Genomic DNA, 21,057 nt, shown 5'->3' with positions numbered 1-21,057 from the left:
GGTTCCCCCTCTCCCCGCGGGCGGGGAGAGGCCTGAACTCCGCAGGGGCTCAGGAAGCCCGCAGGGCGAGGGGGTCTCGACGGATGAGACTCCTCCGGAAACACCCCCTCACCCTCGCGCTTCGCGCTCCTTTCGTCCCCGACAAGGGGGAAGAAAGCCTCTCCCCGCCCGCGGGGAGAAGGGAAACCCGCGCTCTTCTCGTCTCGAAACGTCCCCGGATAGCCCTGCGCCTGCGGGGAGAGGCGACCCACACGACCCGCGCACCGCGCCACCCATGAAATTCACGCGCCTGCGCATCGTCGGCTTCAAGACCTTCGTCGAGCCGAGCGAGTTCCTGATCGAGCCCGGGCTGACCGGGGTGATCGGCCCGAACGGCTGCGGCAAGTCGAACCTCGTCGAGGCCCTGCGCTGGGTGATGGGCGAGAGCTCGCACAAGAGCATGCGGGCCTCGGGCATGGACGACGTGATCTTCTCCGGCTCCGGGGGGCGGGCCGGGCGCTCGCACGCCGAGGTGACGCTGGCGCTCGACAACAGCGCCCGCACCGCGCCCGCCGCCTTCAACGCCGCCGACGCCCTGGAGGTGTCGCGCCGGATCGACCGGGGCGCCGGCTCGACCTACCGGGTCAACGGCCGCGAGGTCCGGGCCCGCGACGTGCAGCTGATGTTCGCCGACGCGGCGACCGGCGCGCGCTCCCCCGCCATGGTGCGCCAGGGTCAGGTGGCCGAGCTGATCGCCGCCAAGCCGCAGGCGCGCCGCCGCATCCTGGAGGACGCCGCCGGCATCGGCGGCCTGCACGCCCGCCGGCACGAGGCCGAGTTGCGCCTGCGCGGGGCGGAGGAGAACCTGTCGCGCGTCGAGGACGTGCTGACGGCGATCACCGCCGGGGTCGATTCGCTGCGCCGCCAGGCCCGCTCCGCCCAGCGCTACCGGGCGATCGCCGGCGAGATCCGCCGGCACGAGGCCTTGCTGCTCCTCATCGCCCATGCGGGCGCTCGCCGGGAATCCCTGGCCGCCGAAGCCGCCCTGGCCGGGGCCCTGGCGGAGCTGGCACGGGCCGAGGCCGAGCAGGTCGAATCGGCCACCGCGCAGGGGCTCGCGGCCGCCGCCCTGCCGCGGCTGCGCGAGGCGGAAGCCGAGGCGGCGGCCGCGCTGCAGCGCCTGGTGCTGGCCGCGGCCGAGCTGGAGGCGCAGGAGCGCCGCGGCGCCGAGCGCCTGCGCGACCTCGCCCGCCGGATCGCCGACCTGCGCCGCGACCTCGCCCGCGAGGCCGCCACCCGGGACGACGCACGGGCGACGCTGGAGCGCCTCGATCGCGAGGCCGCCGCCCTGGCGGCGGCCGACGACGGCGAGGCGGCAAGGGCGGAGGCCGACGCGCTCGCCGCCGAGGCCGAGTCGCGCCTCGCGCGCGCCGAGGCGGCGCTGTCGGCCGCGCAAGGCGCGCAGGCCGAGCATGCGGCGCGGCGCGGCGCCCTGATGCGGGCCGCGACCGACGAGCGCGCCCGGGCCGGACGCCTGGCGACGGAGCGCGCGTGGCTCGCCCGAGAGGCCGCGGCGGCCGGCGATGCCGAGACCGAACGGCTCGCCGCCCTGCAGGCGCTGTTCGACGAGGCGAGGGAGGTGGCCGAGAGCGCCGAGGAAGCGGCGACCTCCGCCCGTGACGCCGTAGCCGAGGCCCGGGACGCCGAGAGCCGGGGCCGGCCGGTCCTGACCGCGGCGGAGCGCGAGGCGGCACGGCTCGACACCGAGGCCCGTACCCTCGCCCGGCTGGTGGCGCCGGCGGCGGAGGCGCGCTTCCCGCCGGTTCTCGACGCCCTGGCGGTGGAGCCGGGCTACGAGGCCGCCCTGGCGGCGGCGCTCGGCGACGACCTCGACGCCGCCACCGACCCCGAGGCGCCGACCCACTGGGCCGAGCCGCCCGATCCCGGAACCGACGCCCCCCTGCCCGGCGGGGCGCGGCCGCTTCTGGCCTTCGTCGCCGGGCCGGCGGCGCTCGCGCGCCGCCTGCGCCAGGTCGGCGTGGTGACGCGAGAGGAGGCCGCGTCCCTACGCGACGCACTCGGCCCCGGCCAGCGCCTCGTCACCCGTCAGGGCGACCTCTGGCGCTGGGACGGGCTGAAAGCCGCCGCGGAGGCCCCGCGGCCGGCGGCGCGACGTCTGTCCGAGCGCAACCGCCTGGAGGCGCTGACCGAGGCCGCCGCCCTCGCCCGGGAGGCGGCGGAGACCGCGCGCGAGACCCACGACGCGCTCCAGGCCCGGGTGCAGGAGGCGAGCGCCGCCGAGGCCCGTGCGGCCGACGGCGCGCGGCTCGCCCGGCGCACCCTCGACGGCGCCCGCGAGACCCTGGCTCAGGCCGAGCGCCGGGAGGCCGAAGCCGGCGCCCGCCGCAGGGCGCTGGCCGAGGCGGAGGGCCGCATCGCGCTCGACGCCGAGGAGGCGGCGGCCCGGGTCGAGGCCGCCGAGGAGGCGCTCGCCGCCCTCGACGAGCCGGAGGATCTTGCCGCCCGCCTGGAAGAGGCCCGCTGCGAGGCGGAGGAGCGCCGCCGCGCCGCCGCTGAGGCGCGCGCCGCCCGCCTGTCGCTCGCCCGCGCCGCCGAGGAGGCCGCCGCCCGCCGCGCGGCGCTGGCGGCCGACCGGGCGCGCTGGCAGGAACGGGCCGAGCGGGCCGCGGCGATCCTCGACGAGCTGGACGAACGGCTGAGCGCCGCCGAGGAGGAGCAGGCGGAGCTGGCGGAAGCCCCGGAAACCTTCGCCGAGGAGCGCCACCGGCTCACCCGGGCCACCGAGGCCGCGCAGGCGGCCCGCGGGCAGGCGGGCGAGCGCCTGGCCGCCGGGGAGACGACCCTCGCCGAGGCCGAGGCGCGGGCGCGCCGGGCCCTCGACGCCTTCGCGGGGGCCCGCGAGGCGCGGGGCGCGGCGGCGGCCGCCCACGAGGCCCTGACGCGCCGCCTCGCCGAGGTGGTGCGGGCCATCGCCGACGGGCTCGAGACCACGCCCGAGGGCCTGTACGGCCTCGCCGGCGCGACCCCGGGCGATCCCCTGCCGGAACCCGCGACGGTCGAGGGCAGGCTCTCCGTCCTCAAGGCCGACCGCGACCGGCTCGGCGCCGTGAACCTGCGGGCCGAGGAGGAACTGCGCGAGACGGAAGGGCGGCGCGACGAGCTGGGGCGCGAGCGCGACGAGCTGATCGAGGCGATCCGGCGCCTGCGCGGGGCGATCCAGAGCCTCAACCGCGAGGGGCGCGAACGCCTGCTCGCCGCCTTCACGGCGGTGAACGGCCACTTCGAGCGCCTGTTCACGACGCTGTTCAACGGCGGCACCGCCGAGCTGACGCTGGTCGATTCCGACGACCCGCTGGAGGCGGGCCTCGACATCCTGGCCCGGCCGCCGGGCAAGAAGCCCCAGACGATGACGCTGCTCTCGGGCGGCGAGCAGGCCCTGACGGCGACCGCGCTGATCTTCGCGGTGTTCCTCACCAACCCGTCGCCGGTCTGCGTCCTCGACGAGGTCGACGCCCCCCTCGACGACGCCAACGTCGAGCGCTACTGCGACCTGCTGGCCGCGATGGCGCGCGACACCGACACCCGCTTCATCGTCATCACCCACAACCCGATCACCATGGCGCGGATGGACCGGCTGTTCGGCGTGACCATGGTCGAACGGGGCGTGTCGCAGCTCGTCTCGGTCGATCTCGCGACCGCCGAGCGGCTGGCCGAGACGGTTTGACGGGGGCCATGCGCGCGGTGCAAAATACACCGAAAGTCCAATGACTTAACGTCGGTCCCGGGCGCCTTGACTCCCAAGGTGGGCGAAACTATGGTGCGCCCGCTCGACGGGGGTAGCCGGACCGGATCTCCTCATCTCTTCACGCGCGAGGTTTCGCCATGAACGGCAACGACCCGCGGGGGAAGGATGGTACCGGTGAGGGCTCCTCCCCCGACGACGACCTCTCCGCGAGGCTCAAGCGTCTCGAGATGCAGATCGACCGGAAGCGCCCCGCGGCGGCTCCCGATCCTTCGTCGCGTCACGACCGCGGCCAGCCCTCGTCCATCGGCGTCGCCATGCGGCTGTCCACGGAATTCGTGGCCGGCGTCCTGGCGGGCGGCCTCCTCGGCTGGGGCTGCGATCGTCTCCTGGGCACCAAGCCCTGGGGCCTGATCGTCCTGCTCGTCCTGGGCTTCGCGGCCGGAATCTACAACGTGATGCGCGTTTCCGGATTTTTTCCGGTCGCGGACACGAAGAAAGGCCCGCCAGGGTCTTGATCATCCGGTGGATGCCGTGCATCCGCCTGCACGGATTGGCAGCGCGGCGGGACAAGCCCGCGGCAGCGATACACGAGGGGGCGGGACCGGCATGGCCGTCAAGATGGATCCGATCCACCAGTTCGAGCTGAAGCCGCTGGTTTCGTTCGGGCATATCGGCCACCAGAACATCGCCTTCACCCAGTCGGCGCTGTACATGTTCCTGGCGGTGGGGCTCATCGCCCTGCTGACGATCTGGGCGACGCGCAGCCGCGCGGTGGTGCCGGGCCGGGCGCAGTCCCTGGCCGAGGTGTTCTACGAGTTCATCGGCCAGACCGTGCACCAGTCGGCCGGCCACGGCAGCGAGCGCTTCGTGCCGCTGGTCTTCTCCCTGTTCATGTTCGTGCTGCTGCTGAACCTGTTCGGGATGATCCCCTACGCCTTCGCGGTGACCAGCCACATCATCGTCACCTTCATGCTGGCGCTGGTGGTGATCCTCACCGTGGTGATCTACGGCTTCATGGCCCACGGCACCCACTTCCTCGGCCTGTTCGTGCCCCCGGGCGTGCCCGGCTGGCTCAAGCCCTTGATCGTGGTGATCGAGGTCGTGTCGTTCATCTCCCGCCCGATCAGCCTCTCGGTGCGTCTGTTCGCCAACATGCTGGCGGGCCACATCGCGCTGAAGATCTTCGCGGGCTTCGTCCCGGCCCTGCTCGCCGCCGGCGTCTGGGGCATCCTCTCGCCGCTGCCCCTCGCCCTCTCGGTCGCGGTCACCGCGCTGGAGATGCTGGTCGCGGTGCTGCAGGCCTACGTCTTCGCGACGCTGACCTCGATCTACCTCAGCGACGCCCTGCATCCGGGCCACTAAGGGCACGAGGCCTCCGCGCGAGGCCTCGCCCCCCGGACCTGCAACCCCCGAGCTTCCCACCCCGGTTCGCCGTGTCGCGGCCGGATACCACCCGCCAGACGACTAGACGACCTTAGGAGCATCACGATGGATCCCGTTGCTGCGAAGTACATCGGCGCCGGCCTCGCCTGCCTCGGCATGGCGGGCGCCGCCATGGGCCTCGGCAACCTGTTCGGCCAGTTCTTCGCCGGCGCCCTGCGCAACCCCTCCGCGGCCGACGGCCAGCGCGCCAACCTGCTCCTCGGCTTCGCGCTGACCGAGGCGCTGGGCATCTTCTCGCTGCTCGTCGCGCTGCTGCTGCTGTTCGCCGTCTAATCCGGCGAGGATTACCCTCCAAGAGGTGGTCCACCCGCGCACCGGGCTTCACACGAGGCTCCGGTGCGCGCGCGTGATGGAAGGACCGCCTCGGACAATTTCGTGCAGCCGCCGCCCTGCTCAAGGTGTGGCGGCGCGACGGCCGGCCCGGCCGAGCGCTCGGCGGGAGCGCTTCGTCTCCCCCACACCCGGACGACACCATGGCGCAGCCACATGCACCCGCTCCCCTCAAGGAGGGGCTGATTCACGAGCCGGCCTCCGAGCATGGCGGCGGCTTCCCGCCGTTCGAGAGCAGCACGTTCGTCGCGCAGACCCTCTGGCTCGCGCTCTCGTTCGGCCTGCTCTACTACCTGATGTCGAAGATCGCCCTGCCGCAGATCGCCGGCATCCTGCACGACCGGCAGGCCCGCCTCTCCGGCGACCTCGACCAGGCCGCCCGCGCCAAGTCCGAGGCCGACGGCGCCCGCGACACCTACGAGCGTGCCCTCAAGGACGCCCAGGACAAGGCCAAGGGCATCGCCCAGGCGACCCGCGAGCAGCTCGCCTCCGAGGCCGAGACGCGCCGCAAGTCCCTCGAGGCCGACCTCGCGACCAAGCTCGCCGAGGCCGAGGGCCAGATCCGCAGCCGCACCGCCACCGCGATGGGCAGCGTGCGCGAGGTGGCCGCCGACGCCGCGACCGCGATCGTCGAGCGCCTGACCGGCCACGCGCCGGACCGCAGCGCCGTCGAGGCGGCCTACGACCGCACCCGGCCCCAGACCGCGCACTGAGCCGCAGGAGATCACCGACATGCTGTTCGATGCGGAGTTCTGGGTCGCGGTCGCCTTCGTGGTGTTCTGCGGCATCGCCTGGAAGATGGGTCTGTTCGACCAGATCATCGGCGGGCTCGACAAGCGCGGCGCCCGCGTGCGCAAGGAGCTCGACGAGGCCCGTCGCCTGCGCGAGGAGGCCGAGGCCGTCCTGGCGGACTACAAGCGTCGCCGTTCGGATGCCGAGCGCGAGGCCGCCGAGATCGTCGCCAACGCCCGCGCCGAGGCCGAGGCCGCCGCGGCCGAGGGCCATGCCCGGCTGAACGAGTTCGTCGCCCGCCGCACCAAGGCGGCCGAGACCAAGATCGCCCAGGCCGAGGCCCAGGCCACCGCCGAGGTGCGGGCCGCCGCGGCGGAAGCCGCCGTGCGGGTCTCCGAGACCATCCTGCGGGAGAAGGTCAGCGGCGAGGCCGCCCAGGATCTGGTGCGCCGCAGCCTCGGCGAGGTCCGCACCCGCCTGCAGGCCTGAGGTTCCGGCCGCCCCGCGGCGCCGGACGACCGAAACGAACGACGAGAGCCGCCTTCGGGCGGCTTTCTTTTTGGGCGCAAGCGAAAGCCGCCTCCGAACTTTCGGCGAAGGTCTCGCTGTCGGCAACCGACAATCCTGCAAGTCGACGGGACAATCCGGAAAGCCGACGACTGCAAACATGCATGATCGATGCGGGTTTGACGCAGGTACAATCGCTTCTCGTCGTGCCGTGTGGCATACGGGAGGAGAATCGTCGCCGAGCCCGCCATGACCGTCTACTATTTCCACTTCCAGGCCGGGCGTCGCCTGATCCTGGACCCCGAAGGGGTCGAACTGGCGAGCCCGGCCGACGCCCTGGAGATGGCGGCGAAGCTCGCCGCCGGCCTGCTCGACGACGGCGAGGTGACGTGCGACTGGACCCACAGCGCCGTCCGGGTCGAGGATCAGGATCAGCGCCGGGTCTTCCGGCTGCCGCTGACGAGCGTGCGGGCGCGCGACAGCCGCAGCCGGGCCTTCGTGAACTAAGCAGATTTCGCCGAAGTGGTGACTGGTTCGGCGCCGGAAATCTGCGACAAAACAAGATCCTGAGCGGGCGAAGCGTGGCCTGCCCACGGTACACGACACTGGCCCTGGCCGGGCTCCCCGGCTCATCGTCGGCCAACCCCTTTCCGGGCCCGGTACGGGCCTGCACGACTGAAGCGAAGCGCAAGGAGATCCGGGATCCAGCACGACAAGCCGCGAAGCGTCCGTGCGTCCGCGACGGTGCGGCATGCCGAGCCGCTTCGCGGCACAACCTGTGCTGGGTCCCGGATCTCCTTGCGCTGACGCTCCAGTCGTCCGGGACAGGGGGCGAGCCGTCTCGGAACGCCCTCGGACGGCCTCCACAGTCTCAGAGCCTGTTTGACTTACGACGACACGATCGCGAGGGGATTTTCTATCCTACCCTCCACCTCATCCTGAGGTGCGAACGCAGTGAGCCTCGAAGGAGGAATCCAGTGATCTCACGGCGATGGCCGTGGTCGGCCTGTCCGCGGTGCTGATGACCTCGGCGCTCGCCTTCAGCCTCGTGAAGTATGCCGGGGCCGCCTACCTGATCGTTCTCGGCCTGCGCGCGCTGGCCGAACGCGGCGGCGAGCTGTCCCTCGGCCCCGCCCGACGGGTCGATCCCCGCCTCGCCTTCCGGCAGGCGGTGCTGGCCGAGGTGCTCAACCCCAAGACGGCTTTGTTCTTCCTCGCGTTCCTGCCGCAATTCGTCCGTCCCGGGCAGGGCTCCGTCCCGGCGCAGCTCGTCGTTCTCGGGCTCGTCTTCGTCGGCATGAGCGTGGTCTACACGACGCTCCTGGCGCTCGCGGCCGGGCAGGTCGCCGGCTGGCTCGCGCGCCACCGTCGCATCGGCCGCTGGCAGGGCCGGGTCGTCGGCGCGATCTATCTCGGGCTCGGCATCCGGCTGGCCCTGCAGGAGCGGTGACCCCGCCGAATGCGGCAGCCGGCCCGACACGAGGTCGGGCCGGCCGCGCGGGCGCTCAGGCGCGCGTCTCCGTCCAGTTCTGCAGGAACCAGTCGTAGACCGCGCGGATCCCCTTGGGGAGCGGGATGCGCGGGCTCCATCCCATCGCCCGGAGCCGCTCGGCGCTCATCAGCTTGCGGGGCGTGCCGTCCGGCTTGCTCGTGTCCCGGGCGATCCGCCCGCGAAAGCCCACGACCTCCGCCACCATCTCGGCGAGGTCGTAGATCGCGATGTCGGTGCCCGAGCCGACATTGACGTGCGCCTCGCCCGTGTAGCGCTGGAGCAGGAACACCAGGGCGTCGGCGCAGTCGTCGACGTGCAGGAACTCGCGCCGGGGCGTGCCGGTGCCCCAGATCACCAGTTCGTCGTCGCCGCGCCGCTTGGCCTCGTGCGCCTTGCGGATCAGGGCCGGCAGGACGTGGCTGCCGGCGAGGTCGAAATTGTCCTCCGGGCCGTAGAGGTTGGTCGGCATCGCCGAGATGAAGTCGCAGCCGTGCTGGCGGCGATAGGCCTCGGCGAGCTTGATCCCGGCGATCTTGGCGACCGCGTACCACTCGTTCGTGGGCTCGAGCGGCCCGGTCAGCAGGGCATCCTCGGCGATCGGCTGGGGCGCGAATTTCGGGTAGATGCAGCTCGAGCCGAGGAAGAGCAGCTTCTCGACGCCGGTGCGGCGGGCCGCCTCGACGACGTTCGCCTCGATCATCAGGTTGTCGTACAGGAAATCGGCCGGGTAGGTGGCGTTGGCCAGGATCCCGCCGACGCGGGCGGCTGCCAGCACCACGGCGTCGGGGCGGGCCGCCGCCATCCAGGCCTCGGTCTCGGCCTGGCGCGTGAGGTCGACCGTGCGGCGGTCGGCGGTCAGGACCTCGCAGCCCTCGCCCGCCAGGCGCCGCACCACCGCGCTCCCGACCATGCCCCGGTGCCCGGCGACCCAGACGCGCTTGCCGGCGAGAGGGTAGAGGATCTCACTCGGCGTGGTTTCACTCGGCATGGCGCGGCTGCTCCCGGGCGACGGTCGCGAGGTCGTGGCGCACCATCTCGGCGCAGAGGTCCTGCCACTTGGTCTCGTGGACCCAGCCGAGCTTCTCGCGCGCCTTGGTCGGGTCGCCGATCAGCAGGTCGACCTCGGTCGGCCGGAAGTAGCGCGGGTCGACCTCGACCAGGACCCGGCCGGTGCGGGTGCAGCGCGCGGTCTCCTCGACCCCCCTGCCCGCCCATTCGAGCCCGATCCCGGCCTCCGCGAAGGCGGCGGTCACGAAGTCGCGCACCAGGGTCGTCTCGCCGGTCGCCAGCACGTAGTCGTCGGGCTGGTCCTGCTGCAGCATCAGCCACATGCCGCGGGCGTATTCGCGGGCATGGCCCCAGTCGCGGCGGGCGTCGAGGTTGCCGAGATAGAGGGTGTCCTGCTGCCCGTGCCGGATCGCCGCGACCGCCCGGGTGATCTTGCGGGTGACGAAGGTCTCGCCGCGCAGCGGGCTCTCGTGGTTGAACAGGATGCCGTTCGAGGCGTGCATCCCGTAGGCCTCGCGGTAGTTCACCGTGATCCAGTAGGCGTAGAGCTTGGCCGCCGCGTAGGGGCTGCGCGGGTAGAACGGCGTCGTCTCGCTCTGCGGGACCTGCTGGACGAGCCCGTAGAGCTCGGAGGTCGAGGCCTGGTAGAAGCGGGTATGCTGGGTCAGGCCGAGGATGCGGATCGCCTCCAGGATCCGCAACGTCCCGATACCGTCGGCATTGGCGGTGTATTCCGGCGTCTCGAAGCTGACCTGGACGTGGCTCTGCGCCGCGAGATTGTAGATCTCGTGCGGCTGGACCTGCTGGATGACCCGGATCAGGTTCGTGGAATCGGTCATGTCGCCGTAATGCAGCACGAACCGCTGGTCGACGACGTGCGGGTCCTGATACAGGTGCTCGATGCGCCCCGTATTGAACGACGACGACCGGCGCTTGATGCCGTGGACGACATAGCCCTTGCGCAGCAGCAGCTCCGACAGGTAGGCGCCGTCCTGCCCCGTCACGCCCGTGATGAGCGCGACCTTCCGTGAATTCTCTGTCGTCATCGTTTTTCCGTAAAATTACTTAGGTATTTAATAAATTATATTTTAAAAATATTTTTCAATCAAGACGGAACCCGCTTCGCCGATGTGCGCGACGTTCTGGTCCACCGCCAGGGTCAACGATCGGCAAAGATCGTGCGCGAAAAGCGCGGTGTCCCGTGGCGCGGGCCGGCTGCGCGGCCACCGTCGATGCTCCTCCCGGCGGCGGGATCCCGCCCGGAACCTCGTTCCATCCCGGGGCCTTGCGCGGCTCCCGGGATCGATCGTCGTTCGGTCCGATCAGAGGCGGTAGCGGATCTGGTCGGTCCAGAAGCGCTCCAGCCGGGCGAGCGCCACGTTGAGGCGGCCGAAATCGTCCTCGGAGATGCCGCCGATCGGCTGGATCGTCTTGGCGTGCTTGTCGTAGAGGCCGCGGACGATCTCGTGGACCTCGCGGCCCTTGTCGGTCAGGCTGATGCGGACCGAGCGCCGGTCGGTCTTCGAGCGGGCGTGGTGCAGGTAGCCGGTCTCGACCAGCTTCTTGACGTTGTACGAGACGTTCGAGCCCAGGTAATAGCCGCGGGTGCGCAGCTCGCTCGCGGTCAGTTCCTTGTCGCCGATGTTGTAGAGCAGCAGCGCCTGGACGCTGTTGACGTCCTCGCGGCCGCGGCGCTCGAACTCGTCCTTGATCACGTCGAGGAGGCGGCGGTGCAGGCGCTCCACTAGGTGGAGGGCCTCGAGGTAGTGGGGACGCACCGCGGTCTCGGTCTCGGGAGCGGAGATCGTCTGCGCCACCTTCGTCGCCTGGGTCTTCATGGGAACGCCTCACTCTGTACGGGGGTGCTCGGCGGTGTGTCCCGCTCCGCTTATGGGTTCAAATTAGGCGCACCCCGTGAATGTGAGTTTAAACGACAGGATAAATTCTCGATTTACCTCTGTCGGTAAACCGAAGATGAACCTGATCATTCACTTTCGAGAAAGGTTGAGGATCAGCGTAGTTCGCGCGACGCCAGCCAGGATACGACGAAGTAGACCACGATGATCATGCCGTCGAAGGCGAGGCTGGGGAGCGACATCGGCAGGAGCTGCGGCGCCAGCAACGCGAGCACCATCGCCGAGGTGGCGGCGAGCAGCCAGACCACCCCGCCCCAGGCGGTGGCGAGCCACAGGCCCACCGCCGCCAGCAGGTTGATGACGCCGAAATAGACGATCACCGCCTGCCGGCCGATCGGCGCGGCCTCGAACGGCGCGGCGTTGGGGCGGGCGCCGAGAATCTCGGCCCAGGCACTCAGGCCCTTGACCATCCAGACCGCCGCCACGACCCGCATCAGCCAGACCAGGACCACGTCCCAGCGCGTCTCGGGCCGCGGCGCCCGGCGCTCGATGCGGTCGGCCGTGTCCTCGGAACCCGCCCGCCGGGGACCACCCCGGACCTTGCTGAGGGAGCGCATGGCCTAGGTGAAGCTCGGCTCGCCGGGCATCGGCGCGAGATGGGCCTCGATGTCCTCGGCGGTGACGGCCTCCAGGGTGGCGGGCTGCCAGTCCGGCTTGCCGTCGCGGTCGATCAGGACGGAGCGGACGCCCTCGTAGAAGTCGTGCCCTCGCAGGATCCGGCACAGGATGCGGTACTCGAGCCGCATCGCCTCCGGGAAGGACAGGGCGGCGCCGCGCCGCATCTGCGCCAGCGCCAGGTGCAGGCTGGTGGGCGAGCGGGTGCGGATCGTCGCGGCGGCCTTCTTCGCGAACCCGGACCCGGCGGCATCGAGGCGGGAGAGCACCTCGGCCACGTCGTCGGCCGAGAAGCAGGCCTCGACGAGCGCCCGCTCGGCGTGGAGCGGGCCGGGAGCCGGCGCCTCGTGGGTGCCGATCGCCGCCTCGACCGGCCGGCCCTCGGCGAGCGCGTCGCGGATCGCCGGAAACGCCGAGGCCGGAGCGGCGTGGGTCGCGAGGCCGAAGGCGACGACGTCGCCCTGGCCGATCCGCTCGCCGGTGAGCGCCAGGTAGGTGCCGACGAAGCCCGGCAGGCGCGGCAGCGCGTAGGTGGCGCCGACATCGGGAAAGAAGCCGATCCCGGTCTCGGGCATCGCGAAGGCGGTGCGCTCCGCCGCGACCCGGTGCGAGCCGTGCAGCGACACGCCGACGCCGCCGCCCATCACGATGCCGTCGATCAAGGCGACGTAGGGCTTGGGGTAGCGCTGGATCAGCGCGTTGAGCTCGTATTCCTCGCGAAAGAAGGTCTCGGCCTCGGCATGGCGCCCGGCGCTCCCCTCCTCGTGGATGCGGCGGATGTCGCCGCCGGCGCAGAAGGCGCGCTCGCCGGCACCCTGGATCACCACCCGGGTCACCTCAGGGTCCGCCGCCCAGGCGTCGAGGGCGGCGCGCAAGGCCCGCACCATCTCGAGGGTGAGCGCGTTCAGCGCCTTCGGCCGGTTGAGGGTGAGGAAACCCGCCGCCCCTCGCCGCTCGACGAGCACCGTGTTGTCCGCCGTCCCGCCCGCGTCGCCCATGGTGCCTCGCTCCCCCGGTTAAGGGCGGTTAACCGCCCGGGGCCCGTCGCGTCAACGCCGCGACCCGTCTCCGCCCCCTGCCGGGCGCCCGCGGCCCTAACATGCGCCCGCGGCCCTTCCGGGCGGCAGCGGCCCTTCCGGGCGGCAGCGGCCCTTCCGGGCGGCAGCGGCCCTGCCAAGCGCCCGCGGCCCTGCCATGCGGCCGCGCCCGGGTTCTGGCGCCGCCCGGAACGTGCTACCTGCGGATTGGACGAATTCGACGAAGATCAGGCCCGACCTGGAGCGGGCCGCGAGGAGGCCCGACCCCGGATGTCGCAGATCCAGCCGATGCCCCGGCCGCTCGCCCGAGAAGCTGCCCGGACCGAGCCGGCCTCCCTGGGATTGACCCAGCGCCCGCGGCGCAACCGCAAGGCCGAATGGTCGCGCCGCCTGGTGCGCGAGACGACCCTGACCGTCGACGACCTGATCTGGCCGATCTTCCTGATCGAGGGGGAGGGCCGGCGCGATCCGGTCGCCTCGATGCCGGGCGTCGAGCGCCTGACCGTCGACGAGGCGGTGCGGGCGGCCGAGAAGGCCGCGTCCCTGCGCATCCCCGCGATCTCGTTCTTCCCCTTCGTCGAGCCCCATCTGCGCGACGCGACCGGCTCCGAGGCGCTCAACCGCAACAACCTCGTCTGCCGCGCCGTGCGGGCGGTGAAGCGGGCGGTGCCGGAGATCGGCGTCATCACCGACGTCGCCCTCGACCCCTATACCAGCCACGGCCATGACGGCCTCCTGGAGGACGGGGTGATCGTCAACGACGAGACGGTGGCGCTCCTCGTCGAGCAGAGCCTGATCCAGGCCGAGGCCGGCACCGACGTGATCGCCCCCTCCGACATGATGGACGGCCGCGTCGGCGCGATCCGGACCGGGCTCGACCGGGCGGGTTTCCGCGACGTGCAGATCATGACCTACGCGGCGAAGTACGCCAGCGCCTTCTACGGCCCGTTCCGCGACGCGATCGGCACCAGCGCCACGCTGGTCGGCGACAAGCGCACCTACCAGATGGATGCCGGCAACACCGACGAGGCCCTGCGCGAGGTCGCCCTCGACCTCGACGAGGGCGCCGACTCGGTGATGGTCAAGCCCGGGATGCCCTACCTCGACGTGATCCGCCGGGTGAAGGAGACCTTCTCCGTGCCCACCTTCGCCTACCAGGTGTCGGGCGAGTACGCGATGATCGCCGCCGCCGCCCAGAACGGCTGGCTCGACGGCGAGCGCGCCATGATGGAGAGCCTGGCCGCCTTCAAGCGCGCCGGCGCCGACGGCATCTTCACCTACTTCGCCCCGCGGGTCGCCGAGCGGCTGCGGCAGGGGTGACAGCGGCAGGGGTGACAGCGGCAAGGGTGATCGCGGCAAGGGTGACCGCGTCGAGGCTCGCGGCGCTCGCAGCGCTCATGGGCCTCGCCGCCTGCGCCGGCAACCCGGATGCCGAGCAGGCCCGGACCTGCCGGCGGGCCCTGCCGACCCTGGTGCCGGCCGGCGCCCGCATCACCGTCCTGCGTACCGCACCGGGCCCGCAGGAGCGCAGTATCCGGGTCGACTTCTCGCAGGAGCGCGAAGGCCGCAGCCCGCTGCCGCGCTACGCGGTCTGCGAGTTCTCGGGCATGAGCCGTACCGACCTCTCGGGGCTGACGAGCGACCGCGGCCCGGTCGGCGGCGCGGCGCTCTACCTGCTCAAGCACTACTACCTCGACACGCCGGACGCCGCGCTCGCCGATCCGGGGCCGGGCTGACGCGGGGCGCCGCCGGCCCTACAGTGCCGCTTCCCCGGAGAGCCCCCGCGTGAGCCAGCCCTACGCCATCACCCCCGACGACGTCGTCCGGGCCGCCCACACCATCCGCGGCCACGTGCTGCGCACGCCCCTGGTGCCGGCGCCGCGCCTGTCGGAGCTCACCGGGGCGCGGGTGCTGGTCAAGCACGAGAACATGCAGGCGACCGGTGCCTTCAAGGAGCGCGGCGCGGTCAACCGCCTGAGCGCCCTGACCGCGTCCGAGCGCCGCCGCGGCGTGGTGGCGATGTCGGCCGGCAACCACGCCCAGGCCGTGGCCTACCACGCCCGGCGCCTCGGCATTCCGGCCACCATCGTGATGCCGGCGACGACGCCGCTGGTGAAGGTGGAGAATACCCGGGCCCACGGCGCCACCGTGGTGCTGGAGGGCGAGACCCTGGTCGAATCGGCGGCCGCGGTCGACCGCCTCGTCGAGGCGCACGGCTTCGTGCTGGTCCATCCCTACGACGATCCCCTGGTGATGGCCGGCCAGGGCACCATCGCGCTGGAGATGCTGGAGGACGCGCCCGACCTCGATTGCCTGGTGGTGCCGATCGGCGGCGGCGGGCTGATGAGCGGCATCGCGGTTGGTGCGAGCCTGCGGCCGCGGGTGGCGCTCACCGGCGTCGAGGCGGCGCTCTACCCCTCCTTCCTCAACGCCATCGACGGGCAGGACCGCCCGATCGGCGGCCCGACGCTGGCCGAGGGCATCGCCGTCAAGACCGTCGGCCGCCTGACCCTGCCGATCATCCGCGACCACGTGCGCGAGATCGTCCTCGTCGACGAGCCGCAGATCGAGCGGGCGGTGCACGACTACGCCACGCTCCAGCGCAGCCTCGCCGAGGGGGCGGGCGCCGCCGGCCTCGCGGCCCTGCTCGCCCGGCCCGACCTGTTCGCCGGCCGCACCGTCGGGCTGGTGCTGTGCGGCGGCAACATCGACGCGCGGCTGCTGGCCTCCGTGATGGTGCGCGAGCTGGAGCGCGCGGACCGGATCATCTCGTTCCGCATGACCGCGAGCGACCGGCCCGGCGTGCTCGGCCAGGTGGCGGGGCGGCTCGGCGAGCTCGGCGCCAACATCCTGGAGGTCTCGCACGGACGCCTGCACCTCGACGTGCCGGCCAAAAGCGTCTCGATCGACGTGACCATTGAGACCCGCGGCCCCGGCCACACCGCCGAGATCCTCCACACCCTGCGCGAGGAGGGGCTGGAGCCGCGGCGGATCGGCCCGCTCGGGAATGCGGCGACGGGCGGCTGACCCGACGCCGCGGGGGGCTTCAGCGCGACTGCTCGCGCGTCACCAGGGTGCGGCCGGGCGCCGCCTCCTGCTTGTCCTGGTAGAGCGGCACCACCGCCCGCAGCCACGCCCGGGTGTCCCGGCCGCCGTAGTTGCGGTCGATCAGGTCGCGGGTGACGTAGGCCTGAAGGTTCACCGGGCCGAAATTGTAGCCGATCAGCCCGCCGACCGCGATCTGCCCCTGCGGCCGGGCGCCGGCCACGCCGGTCGGCAGGTCGGTGGACGCGAAGGCGACGCCGCCGACCTGCCACTTGCCGAACTTCTTCGTCGCGGTCAGGTCGAGGTTCATGTAGTCGGGATAGACGACGCCCGACTTCGACGTGGTATCGAGGAACTGGCCGTAGAACAGGTGGCCGGTCAGGTTCCAGTCGTTGCCGACGTAGCTCAGCGCGAAGCGATGCGTCAGCGACGAGGTCTGGGTCGCGAAGCCCGTCTGGCTCGGCAGGTAGCCGCCGAGCAGGTAGCTGAAGCCGAAATCGTTGCCGAGGTCCCAGGCGAGCTGGGCGGCGAGCAGCGGCTGGCCGAGGCCGCTCTGCCAGTCGCCGTCCTGCGGCCTGACCGCCGAGTACGAGCCGGCGGCGAAGAGCTGCAGCCGGCCGCCGAGGATGTCCCAGGGCGTCGCCCAGGCCAGGGTCGTGGCGTTGACGTTGAGCGGCGTCACCCCGGGGCCGGTGTCGCGGACGCCGAAATTCGTCGTGGTGATCCAGTACACGCCGTGCGGGATCTGCGCCCCGACCGGCAACCCGAGCGACTGGCCGGGCTGCGCCGCGGAGCCGGCCCGGGCGGGCCCGGGCGCCGCGACGAGGCAGGATGCCGCAAGGATCGCGCCGTACGTCGCGGCGCGCCCCCGTTCCTTGCCGCCCGGACGCGTCCTTCCGATGGGATCTGCTGCCACGGATCGTCCTCCCGTTGTTTTATCGATGACCGAGCGACGGGGGCTTTTCATTCTTGCATGCGTTGTGACCCGTCGCTTTTTCCGGAGTTCCCTTGCGGCCGCAGGGCCCGGCCGGATACCGGGGCCCGCCGCTTCAGCGGCGCGGCGGCTGCGTCGCCCAGGTCCGCAAGCCCGAATCCCGCAGCCCCGGCCCCGCCTTCGGGCGCTCGGCAACCATCGGCGCGCCGAGGAGCTGCCCGGTGCCGCGCAACTGCGAGTGCGACGAGCGCGGATCGTGGTAGGGATGGTGGACGTAGCTGCTCATGTGGGCGCCGCCCGCCGCCATGCGTCCGTCGCCGCCGCCATCGGCCCGGGCCGCACCGGCGAGGAGGGAGACCGCCATCGCGGCGGCGAGGGTCGAGAGCGTGAGCGTCTTCATCGGAGCGATCCTCGATGTGGGGCGGCGACTCACCGAGCAGGACTTCCTGCCGATGCCGACGACCACCGTTTGCGATATCGAGATCTTGCATTCGACGAAGATTTGTTGATGTGTGCAAGCACACCTCAAGACAATCTCAAATTAATCCATCGATATCTACGGTATTGTGCGCAAGGGCACACCGGACGACGCGGCGCGACGGTCGCGCGGGATGACGCAGATGCGAGAGCCGGCCGCGGGATCCCGGCGCGACCCGTGCGCCGCCGCTCTTGAGACGCGGCCGGGCCGCGCCCACCTTACCGGTCGGGCATGATCCACCGGGCATGGAACGGAGACGGGTGCGATGGCGAATTCCTGGCAGACGGACCCGCAAGGGGCGCCGTATGGCGGGCCCTACCCGGGCGCCTATCCGCCGGCCGGGCCTGGCTGGGGCGGGCCCCCGGTGCGGGTGGCGCACGGCTCGCTGTCGCGGCGCTTCATGGCCTACCTGCTCGACATCGTGTTCATCTTCGGCTTCAGCTGCCTGCTGTGGCTGGCGATCTCGTTCCTCGGCGTCATCACCTTCGGGGTCGCCTGGGTGCTCTACGCGATCCTGCCGGCGAGCGGCATCCTCTACAGCGCCATCACGGTCGGCGGGCCGCGCCAGAGCACGCTCGGCATGCGGATGCTCGGCCTGCGGGCGGTGCGGGCGACGACCGGCGGGCCGGTGGACTGGATCACCGCGGCGGTCCATGCGCTGCTGTTCTACGTCGCGCTCTCGACCTTCCTGCTCTGGCTCCTCGACATCGGCATCGGCGTGCTGCGGGCCGACCGGCGGATGGGCCACGACCTCGTCATCGACCTCGCGGTGGTGCGCGACGTCTGAGGCCGCACCCGCGCCCCGCGGGCTGCAACCTTCGGGGGCCTGCCGCGCTTAAATCCCGGGAATCGGCGCCGGCGCGCCACCCGCCTGTTGAGGCGGGCCGCGCCGGTGCTATCCTGGCCCTCCCGGCGTCGGCGCCGGTCCTTGCCTGCGAGCACGACGAAGCGTGACCAGCCATCCGCGGGACGCACCGCAGTTCTATCTCACGGCGCCCTCGCCCTGCCCGTACCTGCCGGGGCAGCAGGAGCGGAAGGTCTTCACGCATCTCGTCGGACGGCGCGCCCGCGACCTCAACGAGATCCTGACGCAGGGGGGCTTCCGGCGGTCGCAGACCATCGCCTACCGGCCGGCCTGCGAGACCTGCCGCGCCTGCATCTCGGTGCGGGTGCTGGTGGACGATTTCCGCCCGAGCGACAGCCAGCGCCGGGTGGTGCGGCGCAGCCGCGACCTCGTCGGGCAGATCCAGCCCAACCGCCCGGCCTCGGAGCAGTACGCGCTCTTCCGCCGCTACCTCGACGCCCGCCACGGCGACGGCGGCATGGTCGACATGACCGTGCTCGACTACGCCATGATGATCGAGGACAGCCACGTCGACACCCACCTGGTGGTCTACCGCAGGCGCGGGCCCGACACCGCCATCAACGGCCGCGGCGTCGGCGGGCCGGTCGCGGTCTGCCTCACCGACGTGCTCTCCGACGGGCTGTCGATGGTCTACTCGTTCTACGACCCCGTGGAGGCCGACCGCTCCCTCGGCACCTTCATGATCCTCGACCACATCGAGCGCGCCCGCAGCCTCGGCCTGCCGTACCTGTATCTCGGCTACTGGGTCGAGGGCTCGCGCAAGATGCAGTACAAGGCCAAGTTCACCCCCCAGGAACGGCTGATGCCGAACGGATGGGCCCGGGTCGAGGAGACCTGAGCGGCCCATTCCTGTCGCCGCCCGGCCACAGGACCGGGCCTTTTCTTTTTCGCCTTCGTAACCCGCCCGGACGAAGCTTGACCGAACTCGTCCGGCCCTGCCCCATCCTCGTGCCGAAGCGGTGCCACGACGCCGCAGGCCCCGGGGGAGACGACGGATGGGCAAGGATTTCGGGCGGTTGCGCCGGGCAGGTCTGATCGCCGCGTGGCTCGCCGGCACGGCGCTCGCGGGCGTCGAGGGCGCGAGCGCGCAGGGCGTGACCGGGCTCACCGTGTTCGGCGACAGCTACGCCGATACCGGCAACGTCGTGCGCCTCACCGGCCGTCCCCTCGGCTTTCCCTACGTGAACGGCCGCTACTCCAACGGCGCCAACTTCGTCGACGGGCTGCAGGCGCTCTACGGCCTGCCGGATGCCGCGGTGACGAACTACGCCGTCGGCGGCGCCCAGACCGGCACCGGCAATGTCGGCTCGGCCCTGCTGCCCGGCCTGACCCAGGAGGTGGCGGCGTTCCTGGCCCGCGGCCAGCGCCTCGGCGCCGGCGACCTCGTGGCCATCAACATCGGCGGCAACGACGGCATCGGCGCGGCGCTGTCGGGGCTCACCGCCGCCCAGGCGCCGCTGCTCGGCCGGATCTCGTCGGCGAACGCCGTCGGCAGCGTCGGGCAGCTCGTCGGCGCCGGCGCGCAGACGATCGTGTTCAACGGCTTCACCACCCTGAACGGCCTGCCGCGGGTCGCCGCCTCCGGCAACGCCCCGGCGGCAGACCTCTTCGCCCGCACCTATTTCGACGGGCTGCAGGCCGGCCTCGCGCCGTATTCCGCCGCCGGCACCCGGATCTTCCTCCTCGACAACGGCCAGATCTTCCAGCGCATCATCGCCGATCCGGGCCGCTACGGGTTCGCCAACACCACCACGCCTTGCGCCCTCGTCGCCGCCTGCATCGGCGCCCCGAAGGCGGTGCAGAACACGTTTCTCTCCCTCGACGGCGTGCACCTGACCGAGGGCGGCTACCTCGTCCTGTCGCGCTACATGGCGAACGCGCTCGCCGCGCCGAACGGCATCGCCGCCCAGGCCGAGCTCGGCCAGATCGGCACCACCAGCTTCGCGGGCGCCCTGCTCCAGCGCCTCGACGCCTACCGGCTCTTCGCCCCCGCTCCCGGCGCGACGACCGGCGCCCTCGGCAGCACCGGCGTCGCCCCGCTCGGCGCCCCGGCGAGCCCGCTCATCGTGTGGGGACAGGGCGGATACGCCGGCGGCAGCCGCGCCAGCCGGGGATTCGCCACCGGCTACGATTACGACAGCCCGAGCGGCACGATCGGGCTCGAGGCCACGCCGATGCCGGGCGTGCGCTTCGGCTTCGCCTTCAACTACGCCAACCCGCACGCCAACCTGCGCGGCGGCGCCGGCGCGATCGACGTCGACAGCTACGGCTTTGCCGCCTACGGCTCGTTCACCGGTACGAACCTCTTCGCCGACGCGGTGCTGGCCTATGGCCGCCACCACTATGCCGTGACCCGCCCCGGCGTGGTCGACCCGCTGAACGGCGCCGCCAGTGGCGACAGCGTCGCGGTGGCGGCCAAGGCCGGCTACCTGTTCGACACCTTCGGCCCCGTTCGCCTCGGCCCGATCGTCGGCCTGACCTACGCCACCACCCGGGTCGGCGCCTATACCGAGCGGGGCGATCCGGTGCTGACGCAGGCCGTCGGCGCCACGGGTCTCGAGTCGCTGGTCGGCCGCGCCGGCGTGCAGGTCCGCGCCGCGCCCTTCCACCTCGTCGGCCTGCCGGTCCGCGCCTTCGTCAACGTCACCGCCGAGCACGAATTCCTGGACGGCGGCCGGACGCTGACGACCTCCTTCACCTCGACGCCGCTCCTGCCGATCCTCACCCCGCTCGGCCGCGGGGCGCGGGGCACCTACGGCCTCGTCGAGGCGGGCCTTGCCGCCGACGTGACGCCGGGCGTGAGCCTGACGCTCACCGGTGGCACCACCTTCGCCCGGACGGGTGGGGATGGGTATGCGGTGAATGGCGGGCTGACGATGCGGTTCTGAGGTGGCGCGGGCTGCTACCGGT

Annotated in this window: 22 protein-coding genes; 15 read left to right on the top strand and 7 right to left on the bottom strand. The window is 72.1% G+C overall.

The genetic code is table 11. The features are described from left to right. Positions 1-274 precede the first annotated feature (274 nt). The 8 genes from V3T34_RS17605 (at position 275) to V3T34_RS17570 (ending at position 8,207) form a co-directional block, all read left to right on the top strand. Positions 275-3,724, top strand: coding sequence for a chromosome segregation SMC family protein (locus V3T34_RS17605; protein ID WP_305079282.1), 3,450 nt, complete (start codon positions 275-277; stop codon positions 3,722-3,724). A 158-nt stretch (positions 3,725-3,882) separates the two neighbouring features. After that, a complete protein-coding gene (locus V3T34_RS17600; protein ID WP_091890404.1) occupies positions 3,883-4,260 on the top strand; it encodes an AtpZ/AtpI family protein in 378 nt (125 codons plus the stop codon). A gap of 91 nt (positions 4,261-4,351) precedes the next feature. Beyond that, a complete protein-coding gene (locus tag V3T34_RS17595) occupies positions 4,352-5,107 on the top strand; it encodes a F0F1 ATP synthase subunit A (protein WP_060849757.1) in 756 nt (251 codons plus the stop codon). Positions 5,108-5,233: 126 nt separating this feature from the next. Further along, positions 5,234-5,461, top strand: coding sequence for a F0F1 ATP synthase subunit C (locus tag V3T34_RS17590; RefSeq protein WP_048430690.1), 228 nt, complete (start codon positions 5,234-5,236; stop codon positions 5,459-5,461). A gap of 200 nt (positions 5,462-5,661) precedes the next feature. Further along, entirely contained in the window at positions 5,662-6,231 is a 570-nt protein-coding gene (locus tag V3T34_RS17585) for a F0F1 ATP synthase subunit B family protein (RefSeq protein WP_091890407.1), read from the top strand. A 22-nt stretch (positions 6,232-6,253) separates the two neighbouring features. Then, complete coding sequence (locus V3T34_RS17580; RefSeq protein WP_091746998.1) at positions 6,254-6,739, top strand: F0F1 ATP synthase subunit B family protein; 486 nt, start codon at positions 6,254-6,256, stop codon at positions 6,737-6,739. 267 nt (positions 6,740-7,006) lie between these two features. Beyond that, complete coding sequence (locus tag V3T34_RS17575) at positions 7,007-7,264, top strand: DUF6894 family protein (protein ID WP_060849754.1); 258 nt, start codon at positions 7,007-7,009, stop codon at positions 7,262-7,264. A gap of 484 nt (positions 7,265-7,748) precedes the next feature. Then, positions 7,749-8,207 (top strand): LysE family translocator, encoded by a 459-nt coding sequence (locus V3T34_RS17570; RefSeq protein ID WP_091890410.1) that lies wholly within the window; start codon positions 7,749-7,751, stop codon positions 8,205-8,207. A gap of 55 nt (positions 8,208-8,262) precedes the next feature. Here V3T34_RS17570 and fcl read toward each other — a convergent pair whose 3' ends face one another. From fcl to V3T34_RS17545, 5 genes are all read right to left on the bottom strand, one after another. Continuing rightward, a complete protein-coding gene (fcl, locus tag V3T34_RS17565) occupies positions 8,263-9,237 on the bottom strand; it encodes a GDP-L-fucose synthase (protein ID WP_139235053.1) in 975 nt (324 codons plus the stop codon). Then, complete coding sequence (gene gmd / locus V3T34_RS17560; RefSeq protein ID WP_060849752.1) at positions 9,227-10,303, bottom strand: GDP-mannose 4,6-dehydratase; 1,077 nt, start codon at positions 10,301-10,303, stop codon at positions 9,227-9,229. The genes fcl and gmd overlap by 11 nt, the downstream gene beginning before the upstream one ends. A 276-nt stretch (positions 10,304-10,579) precedes the next feature. After that, positions 10,580-11,095 (bottom strand): transcriptional regulator LdtR, encoded by a 516-nt coding sequence (ldtR, locus tag V3T34_RS17555; RefSeq protein ID WP_060849751.1) that lies wholly within the window; start codon positions 11,093-11,095, stop codon positions 10,580-10,582. A gap of 173 nt (positions 11,096-11,268) precedes the next feature. Further along, entirely contained in the window at positions 11,269-11,730 is a 462-nt protein-coding gene (locus V3T34_RS17550; protein WP_060849750.1) for a DUF6163 family protein, read from the bottom strand. Positions 11,731-11,733: 3 nt separating this feature from the next. Next, positions 11,734-12,786, bottom strand: coding sequence for an enoyl-CoA hydratase/isomerase family protein (locus tag V3T34_RS17545; RefSeq protein ID WP_091890416.1), 1,053 nt, complete (start codon positions 12,784-12,786; stop codon positions 11,734-11,736). Positions 12,787-13,095: 309 nt separating this feature from the next. On the opposite strand from V3T34_RS17545, the gene hemB reads away from it, so the two are divergent. Genes hemB through V3T34_RS17530 form a run of 3 tightly spaced genes read left to right on the top strand, consistent with a single transcriptional unit; the run spans position 13,096 to position 15,852 of the window. Next, positions 13,096-14,145 (top strand): porphobilinogen synthase, encoded by a 1,050-nt coding sequence (gene hemB / locus V3T34_RS17540; protein WP_060849748.1) that lies wholly within the window; start codon positions 13,096-13,098, stop codon positions 14,143-14,145. 41 nt (positions 14,146-14,186) lie between these two features. Beyond that, positions 14,187-14,561: a hypothetical protein gene (locus V3T34_RS17535; protein WP_305079283.1), complete on the top strand. Its 375-nt coding sequence runs from the start codon at positions 14,187-14,189 to the stop codon at positions 14,559-14,561. Between the two features lie 49 nt (positions 14,562-14,610). Continuing rightward, on the top strand, positions 14,611-15,852 hold the full coding sequence (locus V3T34_RS17530) for a threonine ammonia-lyase (protein ID WP_060849747.1): 1,242 nt from the start codon (positions 14,611-14,613) through the stop codon (positions 15,850-15,852). A gap of 19 nt (positions 15,853-15,871) precedes the next feature. On the opposite strand, the gene V3T34_RS17525 is transcribed toward V3T34_RS17530, so the two are convergent. Both V3T34_RS17525 and V3T34_RS17520 read right to left on the bottom strand, forming a co-directional pair. Continuing rightward, on the bottom strand, positions 15,872-16,786 hold the full coding sequence (locus V3T34_RS17525) for a transporter (RefSeq protein WP_407942725.1): 915 nt from the start codon (positions 16,784-16,786) through the stop codon (positions 15,872-15,874). A 133-nt stretch (positions 16,787-16,919) separates the two neighbouring features. Further along, positions 16,920-17,204 (bottom strand): hypothetical protein, encoded by a 285-nt coding sequence (locus V3T34_RS17520; protein ID WP_091890422.1) that lies wholly within the window; start codon positions 17,202-17,204, stop codon positions 16,920-16,922. Between V3T34_RS17520 and V3T34_RS17515 the strand changes: the two genes are divergently transcribed. From V3T34_RS17515 to V3T34_RS17500, 4 genes are all read left to right on the top strand, one after another. After that, positions 17,191-17,313, top strand: a complete 123-nt coding sequence (locus V3T34_RS17515) for a hypothetical protein (protein ID WP_305079284.1) — start codon at positions 17,191-17,193, stop codon at positions 17,311-17,313. The genes V3T34_RS17520 and V3T34_RS17515 overlap by 14 nt on opposite strands. A 234-nt stretch (positions 17,314-17,547) precedes the next feature. Then, positions 17,548-18,069 carry an RDD family protein gene (locus V3T34_RS17510; protein WP_060849745.1) on the top strand — a complete coding sequence of 174 codons (522 nt, stop codon included), beginning with the start codon at positions 17,548-17,550 and terminating at the stop codon, positions 18,067-18,069. A 163-nt stretch (positions 18,070-18,232) separates the two neighbouring features. Continuing rightward, positions 18,233-18,985, top strand: coding sequence for an arginyltransferase (locus tag V3T34_RS17505; RefSeq protein WP_091746275.1), 753 nt, complete (start codon positions 18,233-18,235; stop codon positions 18,983-18,985). A gap of 157 nt (positions 18,986-19,142) precedes the next feature. Further along, positions 19,143-21,035, top strand: coding sequence for an autotransporter domain-containing protein (locus V3T34_RS17500; protein WP_305079285.1), 1,893 nt, complete (start codon positions 19,143-19,145; stop codon positions 21,033-21,035). The last annotated feature ends 22 nt before the right edge of the window (positions 21,036-21,057 follow it).

Origin of the sequence: Methylobacterium ajmalii (assembly GCF_036448855.1) — a bacterium.
In the GTDB taxonomy this organism is placed as follows: Bacteria; Pseudomonadota; Alphaproteobacteria; order Rhizobiales; family Beijerinckiaceae; genus Methylobacterium; species Methylobacterium ajmalii.
Note: the sequence above shows the minus strand (reverse complement) of the source record. Positions and strands in the feature narration are given on the sequence as shown.